At 48.0% G+C, this 11,067-nt stretch carries 5 protein-coding genes, 2 tRNA genes and 3 rRNA genes; 6 read left to right on the top strand and 4 right to left on the bottom strand.

The genetic code is table 11. The features are described 5' to 3' along the window. Positions 1-214: 214 nt before the first annotated feature. From pssA to rrf, 6 genes are all read left to right on the top strand, one after another. Positions 215-1,066 carry a CDP-diacylglycerol--serine O-phosphatidyltransferase gene (pssA, locus tag AC2T0J_RS23340; RefSeq protein WP_489808091.1) on the top strand — a complete coding sequence of 284 codons (852 nt, stop codon included), beginning with the start codon at positions 215-217 and terminating at the stop codon, positions 1,064-1,066. A 380-nt stretch (positions 1,067-1,446) separates the two neighbouring features. After that, positions 1,447-2,980, top strand: a 16S ribosomal RNA gene (locus tag AC2T0J_RS23335). A 96-nt stretch (positions 2,981-3,076) separates the two neighbouring features. Further along, a tRNA-Ala gene (locus tag AC2T0J_RS23330) sits at positions 3,077-3,152 on the top strand. A 150-nt stretch (positions 3,153-3,302) separates the two neighbouring features. Beyond that, positions 3,303-3,379 (top strand) — tRNA-Ile (locus AC2T0J_RS23325). A gap of 593 nt (positions 3,380-3,972) precedes the next feature. Then, positions 3,973-6,841 (top strand): 23S ribosomal RNA (locus AC2T0J_RS23320). Positions 6,842-6,970: 129 nt separating this feature from the next. Then, positions 6,971-7,086: ribosomal RNA gene (rrf, locus tag AC2T0J_RS23315) — 5S ribosomal RNA — on the top strand. Together the 16S, 23S and 5S rRNA genes with 2 tRNA genes alongside form the textbook arrangement of a ribosomal RNA operon. Positions 7,087-7,633: 547 nt before the next feature. Here rrf and AC2T0J_RS23310 read toward each other — a convergent pair. From AC2T0J_RS23310 to AC2T0J_RS23295, 4 genes are all read right to left on the bottom strand, one after another. Next, on the bottom strand, positions 7,634-7,894 hold the full coding sequence (locus AC2T0J_RS23310) for a transposase (protein WP_489810400.1): 261 nt from the start codon (positions 7,892-7,894) through the stop codon (positions 7,634-7,636). 143 nt (positions 7,895-8,037) lie between these two features. Next, positions 8,038-8,196, bottom strand: a complete 159-nt coding sequence (locus AC2T0J_RS23305) for a winged helix-turn-helix domain-containing protein (RefSeq protein ID WP_489810399.1) — start codon at positions 8,194-8,196, stop codon at positions 8,038-8,040. Positions 8,197-8,405: 209 nt separating this feature from the next. Then, positions 8,406-9,836 carry an amidohydrolase gene (locus AC2T0J_RS23300; RefSeq protein WP_489808090.1) on the bottom strand — a complete coding sequence of 477 codons (1,431 nt, stop codon included), beginning with the start codon at positions 9,834-9,836 and terminating at the stop codon, positions 8,406-8,408. A 2-nt stretch (positions 9,837-9,838) separates the two neighbouring features. Beyond that, entirely contained in the window at positions 9,839-10,999 is a 1,161-nt protein-coding gene (locus AC2T0J_RS23295; protein WP_489808089.1) for a M14 family metallopeptidase, read from the bottom strand. Positions 11,000-11,067: the final 68 nt, after the last annotated feature.

Genomic DNA, 11,067 nt, shown 5'->3' with positions numbered 1-11,067 from the left:
GGATGAGGAAAGTGCTTCAACATGGCAGTTTCATAATCCTTTAACTTACACTTTATAAAAAAAAGTAACGGGTTATGTATATGATCTGATAAGTAGTTATCTCACGTACGAATTCGGGTAAACAAAAGCAGAAATGCTTTGAAACTTAAAATCGTTAAGCATGTCCATTGAGAGTATGAAATAATGATCGCCGTTTGTAGCTATAGAGAAAATCATGTCAGAAAGTAAACATAAAGGTATCTATCTGTTGCCGAATCTTCTAACCACTGCCGGGCTGTTCTCAGGCTTTTTTGCCGTGGTGTCTTCTATGAACGGGCGCTTTGAAGCTGCAGCGGTGGCAGTATTCGTGGCCATGATATTTGATGGACTGGATGGACGGGTTGCCCGAATCACCAACACTCAAAGTGATTTTGGCGCTGAATATGATTCGATGGCCGATATGGTATCGTTTGGTATGGCACCGGCGTTGGTTGCTTATAATTGGGGATTAAGCGATCTGGGTAAGCTTGGCTGGTTCGCTGCCTTTATTTATGTGGCTGGTGCTGCATTAAGGTTGGCTCGCTTTAACACTCAGGTTGGCGTGGCTGACAAGCGCTTTTTCCAGGGCTTAGCCAGTCCGGCAGCGGCTGCCGTAGTCTGTGGATTTGTATGGTTAGGTGTTGAGTATGACATCAATGGTAACGATATAGGCCTGATTGTGGCACTAGTTACCGGATTGTCTGGCTTATTAATGGTCAGCAACTTTAAATATAACAGCTTTAAAGAAGTCAACTGGAATGGCAAAGTACCATTTGTTGCACTGCTGGTAATATTACTTATCTTTATTATCGTCGCCACTGAGCCTGCGCTGGTATTGTTCATTGTTTTCGCGCTTTATGCGTTGGCGGGGCCGATAAACACTTTCAGAACTGTGGATAAAGTCACTTTGAGCGATGTCGTCGGCGATCAGGTAGAAGATGCCGATTTTATGTCAGCAGTCGCAACCGAAGAAAAAGAAGCTGAGCAGGCAAAAAGCCGGACCGACGAAGAAACCAGAGTAGATAAAGACGAAAAAACACCAAAATAGTGTAGTTAATAACCCGATTGTTTAAAACGCGACCAAACGGTCGCGTTTTTTATAGTTTTTTTTAAATAACTGTTGATCTCTTCCGGGGGATGCGTAAAATGCGCGGCTCTTCAACGGGGAACGCCTCAACAGGCCAACCCACATAACGCGAAAGCCTTATGTGAAGCGGTATACAGCGACAATGCTTCGAAAATAAATTTTCAAAAAAGTGTTGACGCAGAAAACCAAAAGCGTATTATACGCATCCCGCTTCGGCAGGTTCTAAAAGAACGCTGAAGCAGCAAGCAGAGCTTGTACTGTTCTTTAACAATTTATAACAAGACAATCTGTGTGGGCACTCATTAAGAGTGTCAACAACGACAATTCAAAATTTCGATATTTAATTGAAGAGTTTGATCATGGCTCAGATTGAACGCTGGCGGCAGGCCTAACACATGCAAGTCGAACGGTAACAGGATTAGCTTGCTAATCGCTGACGAGTGGCGGACGGGTGAGTAATGCTTGGGAACTTGCCTTCAGGAGGGGGATAACAGTTGGAAACGACTGCTAATACCGCATAATGTCTCCGGACCAAAGCGGGCTTTTAGCTCGCACCTGAAGAGAGGCCCAAGTGAGATTAGCTAGTTGGTAAGGTAAAGGCTTACCAAGGCAACGATCTCTAGCTGTTCTGAGAGGAAGATCAGCCACACTGGGACTGAGACACGGCCCAGACTCCTACGGGAGGCAGCAGTGGGGAATATTGCACAATGGGGGAAACCCTGATGCAGCCATGCCGCGTGTGTGAAGAAGGCCTTCGGGTTGTAAAGCACTTTCAGTTGTGAGGAAAGGTTGGTAGTTAATACCTGCCAGCTGTGACGTTAACAACAGAAGAAGCACCGGCTAACTCCGTGCCAGCAGCCGCGGTAATACGGAGGGTGCGAGCGTTAATCGGAATTACTGGGCGTAAAGCGCACGCAGGCGGTTTGTTAAGCTAGATGTGAAAGCCCCGGGCTCAACCTGGGATGGTCATTTAGAACTGGCAGACTAGAGTCTTGGAGAGGGGAGTGGAATTCCAGGTGTAGCGGTGAAATGCGTAGATATCTGGAGGAACATCAGTGGCGAAGGCGGCTCCCTGGCCAAAGACTGACGCTCATGTGCGAAAGTGTGGGTAGCGAACAGGATTAGATACCCTGGTAGTCCACACCGTAAACGCTGTCTACTAGCTGTTTGTGGATTTAATCCGTGAGTAGCGAAGCTAACGCGCTAAGTAGACCGCCTGGGGAGTACGGCCGCAAGGTTAAAACTCAAATGAATTGACGGGGGCCCGCACAAGCGGTGGAGCATGTGGTTTAATTCGATGCAACGCGAAGAACCTTACCTACACTTGACATGCAGAGAACTTTCCAGAGATGGATTGGTGCCTTCGGGAACTCTGACACAGGTGCTGCATGGCTGTCGTCAGCTCGTGTCGTGAGATGTTGGGTTAAGTCCCGCAACGAGCGCAACCCTTGTCCTTAGTTGCCAGCATTTAGTTGGGCACTTTAAGGAGACTGCCGGTGACAAACCGGAGGAAGGTGGGGACGACGTCAAGTCATCATGGCCCTTACGTGTAGGGCTACACACGTGCTACAATGGCAAGTACAGAGGGAAGCGAGACAGTGATGTGGAGCGGACCCCTTAAAGCTTGTCGTAGTCCGGATTGGAGTCTGCAACTCGACTCCATGAAGTCGGAATCGCTAGTAATCGCAGGTCAGCATACTGCGGTGAATACGTTCCCGGGCCTTGTACACACCGCCCGTCACACCATGGGAGTGGGATGCAAAAGAAGTAGTTAGTCTAACCTTCGGGAGGACGATTACCACTTTGTGTTTCATGACTGGGGTGAAGTCGTAACAAGGTAACCCTAGGGGAACCTGGGGTTGGATCACCTCCTTACGTAAAGTCGTTGGACGACTTGATGTAGTGCCTACACAGATTGTTTTGTTATAGAAAGTAAAGAACGACCAAGATTTACTCGTAAGGGAAATCACTGGGGCTATAGCTCAGCTGGGAGAGCGCCTGATTTGCATTCAGGAGGTCAGCAGTTCGATCCTGCTTAGCTCCACCAAACTCTAGTAAGCTGATAACTATCAGGTTGCAAGCAGTTAAGTGTTAGAGCAAGGCGACTGAGAAGTGAGTGAAGGCGCATACAGAGGTATGCAACTGAATGAGCGCCGAACAAAGCCGCAGCGCAACGCTTAAATGCGCAGTAAGCTGGAGGCTTGTAGCTCAGCTGGTTAGAGCGCACCCCTGATAAGGGTGAGGTCGGCAGTTCAAGTCTGCCCAAGCCTACCATTTCTCGCTTACTCGGCGTTGAATAAAACCTCATGTGCTGCGCGCACACTACGGTTTCATTCGCCTTGATTAAGCAAGAAATACGCTAGTACCTGGTCGAAGGAAGGAATCAAATCCTAATGAATATTTACTCATTGAGTAAGCATTGATTAGGGTTTTTTACTCTAAGAATGTTCTTTAACAATTTGGAAAGCTGATATTAGTAATCAATCAATATTGAGTAACTGAGAATATCGAAAGATGTTCTTTCAAGACTACTCTCTACTTGACATACGGCGCTGTGAAAACAGCAATGTAATTTGATTAGACAGTCATGCATACAACAGAGATTCAATTCTCACCTGACTCCGGATAAAAAGGCGGAGGTAGGCGCAACGCAGTCCATCCTTTTAGCGTGTCGCACGCTTTGGGTTGAGTTGTAACGGCTATGGACACTTATGAGTCATGTCAATAAGTGGAAATAGCGACGATTGAGGTTCTGGGTAAGCGGCTACGACGAGTGAGCGAAGGCGTGTGTGAATAACACATAACTGAGCGAACGAGGACGTAACGCGCAACACAGGTTCTCAAGCGGAAGCTATTTAGGGTTGTATGGTTAAGTGACTAAGCGTATACGGTGGATGCCTTGGCAAATAGAGGCGATGAAGGACGTGTAAGTCTGCGAAAAGCTGTGGTGAGCTGACAAAACGCATTTGAGCCACAGATGTCCGAATGGGGAAACCCACCTGTTTACAGGTATCTGCAACTGAATACATAGGTTGTAGAGGCAAACGAGGGGAACTGAAACATCTAAGTACCCTTAGGAAAAGAAATCAACCGAGATTCCCTTAGTAGCGGCGAGCGAACGGGGAGCAGCCGATAAATAAAGTTGTAGTGGAACCTTCTGGAAAGTTGGACGGTACAGGGTGATAGTCCCGTACATGAAGCGGCTTTGTTTACATATTAAGTAGGTCGGAACACGTGTTATTCTGACTGAAGATGGGGGGACCATCCTCCAAGGCTAAATACTCCTATTTGACCGATAGTGAACCAGTACCGCGAGGGAAAGGCGAAAAGAACCCCTGTGAGGGGAGTGAAATAGAACCTGAAACCGTATACGTACAAGCAGTGGGAGCCTTTAGGGGTGACTGCGTACCTTTTGTATAATGGGTCAGCGACTTATATTTAGTAGCAAGGTTAACCATGTAGGGGAGCCGTAGCGAAAGCGAGTGTTAACTGCGCGTCTAGTTGCTAGGTATAGACCCGAAACCCGGTGATCTAGCCATGGGCAGGTTGAAGGTTGAGTAACATCAACTGGAGGACCGAACCCACTAACGTTGAAAAGTTAGGGGATGACTTGTGGCTGGGGGTGAAAGGCCAATCAAACCGGGAGATAGCTGGTTCTCCCCGAAATCTATTTAGGTAGAGCCTCGGACGAATTCCATTGGGGGTAGAGCACTGTTAAGGCTAGGGGGTCATCCCGACTTACCAACCCTTTGCAAACTCCGAATACCAATGAGAACTATCCGGGAGACACACGGCGGGTGCTAACGTCCGTCGTGAAGAGGGAAACAACCCAGACCGCCAGCTAAGGTCCCAAAATATTGCTAAGTGGGAAACGATGTGGGAAGGCCCAGACAGCTAGGAGGTTGGCTTAGAAGCAGCCACCCTTTAAAGAAAGCGTAATAGCTCACTAGTCGAGTCGGCCTGCGCGGAAGATGTAACGGGGCTAAGCAATATACCGAAGCTGCGGCAGCATGTTTACATGCTGGGTAGGGGAGCGTTCTGTAAGCCGTTGAAGGTGAACTGTGAAGTTTGCTGGAGGTATCAGAAGTGCGAATGCTGACATGAGTAACGATAATGCGGGTGAAAAACCCGCACGCCGGAAGACCAAGGTTTCCTGTCCCATGCTAATCAGGGCAGGGTAAGTCGGCCCCTAAGGCGAGGCAGAGATGCGTAGTCGATGGGAAACGGGTTAATATTCCCGTACTTATATAATCAGTGATGGAGGGACGGAGAAGGCTAAGCAAGCTTGGCGTTGGTTGTCCAAGTGAAAGCGAGTAGGCTGGAATTTTAGGTAAATCCGGAATTCTAAGGCTGAGACGCGAGACGAGCCACCAAGGTGGTGAAGTTGTTGATGCCCTGCTTCCAGGAAAAGCTTCTAAACGTATGATTATGTAAACCGTACCCCAAACCGACACAGGTGGTCAGGTAGAGAATACTAAGGCGCTTGAGAGAACTCGGGTAAAGGAACTCGGCAAAATTGTACCGTAACTTCGGGAGAAGGTACGCCCCTGATTGTGATAGGACTTGCTCCTTAAGCGGTCGGGGGCCGCAGTGACCAGGTGGCTGGGACTGTTTATTAAAAACACAGCACTCTGCAAACTCGAAAGAGGACGTATAGGGTGTGACACCTGCCCGGTGCCGGAAGGTTAATTGATGGGGTTAGCTTAGGCGAAGCTCTTGATCGAAGCCCCGGTAAACGGCGGCCGTAACTATAACGGTCCTAAGGTAGCGAAATTCCTTGTCGGGTAAGTTCCGACCTGCACGAATGGTGTAACCATGGCCACGCTGTCTCTACCCGAGACTCAGTGAAATTGAAATCGCAGTGAAGATGCTGTGTACCCGCACCTAGACGGAAAGACCCCGTGAACCTTTACTACAGCTTGGCACTGAACATTGAACCTACTTGTGTAGGATAGGTGGGAGGCTTCGAAGCAGAGACGCTAGTTTCTGTGGAGCCGTCCTTGAAATACCACCCTGGTATGTTTGATGTTCTAACTTAGGTCCCTTATCGGGATTGAGGACAGTGTCTGGTGGGTAGTTTGACTGGGGCGGTCTCCTCCCAAATAGTAACGGAGGAGCACGAAGGTTAGCTAATCACGGTCGGACATCGTGAGGTTAGTGCAATGGCATAAGCTAGCTTAACTGCGAGACAGACACGTCGAGCAGGTACGAAAGTAGGTCATAGTGATCCGGTGGTTCTGTATGGAAGGGCCATCGCTCAACGGATAAAAGGTACTCCGGGGATAACAGGCTGATACCGCCCAAGAGTTCATATCGACGGCGGTGTTTGGCACCTCGATGTCGGCTCATCACATCCTGGGGCTGAAGTCGGTCCCAAGGGTATGGCTGTTCGCCATTTAAAGTGGTACGCGAGCTGGGTTTAGAACGTCGTGAGACAGTTCGGTCCCTATCTGGTGTGGGCGTTGGATGATTGAGGGGAGCTGCTCCTAGTACGAGAGGACCGGAGTGGACGAACCGCTGGTGTTCGGGTTGTTTTGCCAAAGGCATTGCCCGGTAGCCAAGTTCGGAATCGATAACCGCTGAAAGCATCTAAGCGGGAAGCGAGCCCCAAGATGAGTCATCCCTGCACGTAAGTGCTGGAAGGGTTGTTATAGACTATGACGTTGATAGGCAGGGTGTGGAAGCGTTGCAAGGCGTTAAGCTAACCTGTACTAATTGCCCGAGAGGCTTAACCATACAACGCCTAAATGGCTTTACATTTAGAAGTTGATGGAATGGCTGACTAATTAAGTCAAAGAGAGTAGTGACGTTACTCAACAGATTGAATACGTATCAGATTTTCCTAAATTGTTAATACAAGTTTTGCCTGGCGGCAATAGCGACGTGGTCCCACCTGACTCCATTCCGAACTCAGAAGTGAAACACGTTAGCGTCGATGGTAGTGTGGGGTCTCCCCATGTGAGAGTAGAACACCGCCAGGCTCCCAATTTAAAAAACAAAGAACCCAGCGAAAGCTGGGTTTTTTGCGTTTAGGACTGGTACTCACCTACCACGCCATGAAGACCCAACCATCGAAGGTCATATCCACCCGAACAGCGTCGTCCGCTAATGATACATCCCTGTAGCGGGCATCCATGCGCGCATTCATGCGCGTCGCTCCGGTCGCTGCGAATGTCCACAGGATATTCGGTCAACCTCCGCCGGTGACCGGCCCAGCCCCATGTCAAGTAGAACACCGCCCGCGCCGGCTACGGGGCTCCTAATTAAGAAGAAAGCCTACTTAGTAGAGTGGCTTTTTTGTTTCTACACCTGCGACATTGGATAAAAGAAACGTATCCGTCCGGTAATCCCCACATTCAATTCATAATACCATTCTGGAAAATTAACTGGTCAGATTGGCCCATGTTCTGTTGCTCATTCTACGACCCTGTTTGAACATTCGAGAAACTTGCTCCATGCCAGGCAAACTTTATCGACAATGTTGTCATAGTCGATAGAACTCTGATTAGCCAAATAGTGCTGTCTCAATCAGCTCCACACTTGCTCTATCGGATTTAGCTCTGGTGAGTAAGGCGGCAATTTAATGATACTGATGTTGCACAATTCATCTGCGATGTCATCCGTATGCCAACTGGCCCCATTCATAATGATGATGGCATGTTGGCCTGGTTCGGTAACGGCTGAAATCTGCGCTAAGTGCTTTTTCACGATGTCCTTACTGACAAAGGGTACAACCAGTGCTTGTCCTGTACCTGCTATACTTCTATTAGGGCATACAGAGCCGTACAGATAAGCGTATTCGAACTGTTGTTTGATTGCCCGTGGGCGGGTGCCGTGCTCTGCTTACACCGCGTAGTGGTATTTTGCTGACCAAACGGGCTTCGCCCTGAAACCTGATACCGACGTTCTTTAGCGATAAATGGCCAGGGAGCCTACTGATCGTTTCTATTTCCAGTTTTTTTAAAATCGTCTTGGATTTGTTGAGATTGTTTCGGGTGTATGGAGCGAGCGGTTCTCCAGGAGAAACTCATGTGATTGAGAAGGTGATAGATTGGATCAGGATGATAGTGCTGATTGAACTCACGTTGGATATAGGCATGTATATCCGCCCCGGTAAGTCGTCCACCTTTAGGATGTCCAGAGGGAAGCAGAATTAAGACTAAAGAGCTCCCATTTGGCTAAAATCCGCTTACGAAGGCGGCTCTTTCTTAATGCTCCTGAAAATGAGAGGTAATAAAACCCCGGATAGTATATAGAACTTATCCGGGATTATAATTACAGAAGACAGAATGGTGACTATCTATTTTTTGCGGTAGTCCAGGGGAGGGAGACGATCGCCAATTAACGCTTTATACTCTGTTTCGGCTTTTCGCTGTTCAAATTCACTTTTTACCTGCTCGAATAATTCAGGGTTGCTGTAAAGCTCTAGTGCGGTCAAGGTAATTACCTCTGCTGCCTTATTCATGCCTTTATATCCGGTACTGGTGCCACTAATTGCTGAGGCCTGCCAGGTGTGCGGCCATACGCCGCTATACCAGGTTGCAGTAGTGATACCTGCGGTCGGTACTGCCCAACTCACATCACCAACATCGGTTGACGCCGATGACTTTCCGATAGTTTCTGTAAATGGTTGAATTTGCCTGGCTTGAATAGCGAAATTGGGGTTAGCTTTAGTTAATGTCGCTTCGATGTTAGTACCAAACTCTTTCTCCTTTGCACTGTAGCTAATACCGCCCATTTGCTGCATTGCGCCATCCATAATTTTTGCCAGGGTCACATTCGGCAGGATATTCCAAACACCGCCAACCACTTCCCAATCTACTTTAGTGCCCGTTCCCATAGCTGCACCTTCGGCGGCTTGTGTTATACGTTGCCACAAATCCATAACGGTATCGGCTTCTGGAGCGCGTACATAATAATAAACTTCGGCAAAATCAGGCACTACGTTAGGTGCTTTACCACCATCGGTTATAACATAGTGTATCCGAGCTGTATCAGGCATATGTTCTCGCATCATATTGATCATATAATTCATCGCTTCGACGGCATCTAAAGCGGAGCGACCAGCCTCTGGGGCAATCGCGGCGTGTGATGCGACCCCATAAAAACGAAATTTAGCACTTTTGTTTGCTAAAGTGGTGTAGGGCGCTGCATTGTTGCTATCACCCGGGTGCCAGTGTAAAACAACGTCAAGGTCTTCGAACAATCCGGCACGCGTCATGTACACTTTGCCAGACCCTCCCTCTTCTGCAGGCGTACCATATAATCGAATTTGTCCCGGCGTACCGGTTTCAGCCAGCCAATTTTTAATGGCTATGGCGGCAGCAACGGCACCCCCTGCAAATAAGTTATGACCGCAAGCGTGACCGGCACCAGAGCCGCTCTCTTTTACTGCTGACGGCGACTGTGCCATGCCTGGTAGGGCATCCATTTCTGCCAACAAACCAATGACTGGACCAGATTTACCATAAGAAGCAATAAACGCTGTCGGTAATCCGCCTACATTGGTTTTAATGGTAAAGCCATGTTCATGCAGATGGCTTTGCATTAGCTGGCTACTTTGTTGCTCTAGATAACCCAGCTCTGCCCACTGCCATAGTTTATGCGCAATGTCCTTAGCTACGGGATTAAGGCTTGATACTTGTAATTTCGCTTGCGATGTTAGCTCGTTAGCTAAGCCTGACAAGGTAAACAATAAGCAAGTAATGAAGATTAAAAAAAGTCGTTTCATCTTTACTCCTCGTGAAGCACGTAATCCTCTGGTGAATGCTTAAGCATCTCTTCCATCAACGTTTTCGCCGCGGCTTTTGCTATATAACGGATTTTTTCGCGCGGTGTATTGTCGCCCATTTCGTAAGTAACGGCAGGCACTTTATAGGTATCGGCGATAAACTGTTTGTACACACCATTGTTTGGATTAGAGCCGGGTTTTACGGTCACTTTAAAAAAGCCCTTGGTGTAATCTTGCATATTGCTTAACCAGTCTTTAGTAAAGTTCTTAGGAGCTAACGGATAGTCTTCGGGCATGGTGTAGAAAACATCATAATGGGTTGAATGAAAATCCACTGAAAATGCAATTTTGCCACCAGCTGCCGTAATAGCGTTGAGCTTGTCGCGAACAAGACGACTTTCTGGTTGGCTGAACTTTACCCAATCACGGTTTAAATCCTGATTTTCCGTGGTATGACGCCAGTTGCCTGCAGCGACGCCATCGGGGTTAACATTGGGCAGCCACAGTACATTAAACCGTTCAAAAAAGCGCGCCGATAACTGACCGGTGCCCAACATTTGTTCTGTGAAGTCAATCAATGCCAGTGCGCCGGTGATTTCCGGTGGGTGCTGACGACCCATGATTACCAGCCATTCATTGTTATCAGGATTTTCTTTCGTTACGGCTAGGATATCGCGGCCTTGTTTAGTTTGACCTAACACCGACACTGCTAGCGTCGGATGACGCGTAGCTAAATCGCTCAGCCATTCTTTATAGTCCTGGTTAGAGATTGGGGGCTGTGCTGCGATGTAAGTTGGCTTTCCCGCTGCGACTGGCACTTCAAACAACACCTGATTATTATCGGTATCAAAAGCTAGCGGTTGCCAATGTTTGTCATCGGTACTGAATTTGGGCATATACCGTGGATTGAATTCTTTTGCGGTTAGTGCTAAAGCAACCTTGCCGGTGAATTTTGCCGTAACACTAAAGTGATACCAGGGGCTTGGATTAATTGGCGTATTTTCTGGACTCAGGGTTATGAGAATACGGCCATCATCTTTTAACTCGCAACTTCCCATCCGGCCGGTCGGCAATTCATCTGAAAAACTCAACTGTGCGAAGTTACAGGCGTTGGCATTGAGAGTGAGTAACAGGCTGGCTGCTAATATATATATTCGAAACATAAAATGTGGGGATCCCAAATAATACCTTACCCCCCAATTAGGGGGCGTAAGGTATTGTTGCTATTAAA

This window comes from Alteromonas sp. ISO5 (assembly GCF_058105165.1).
Note: the sequence above shows the minus strand (reverse complement) of the source record. Positions and strands in the feature narration are given on the sequence as shown.

Coding starts and splice junctions, on each gene's coding strand:
- pssA (WP_489808091.1), top strand. CDS start 215: ATGTCAGAAAGTAAACATAAAGGTATCTATCTGTTGCCGAATCTTCTA.
- AC2T0J_RS23300 (WP_489808090.1), bottom strand. CDS start 9,836: ATGAAACGACTTTTTTTAATCTTCATTACTTGCTTATTGTTTACCTTG.
- AC2T0J_RS23295 (WP_489808089.1), bottom strand. CDS start 10,999: ATGTTTCGAATATATATATTAGCAGCCAGCCTGTTACTCACTCTCAAT.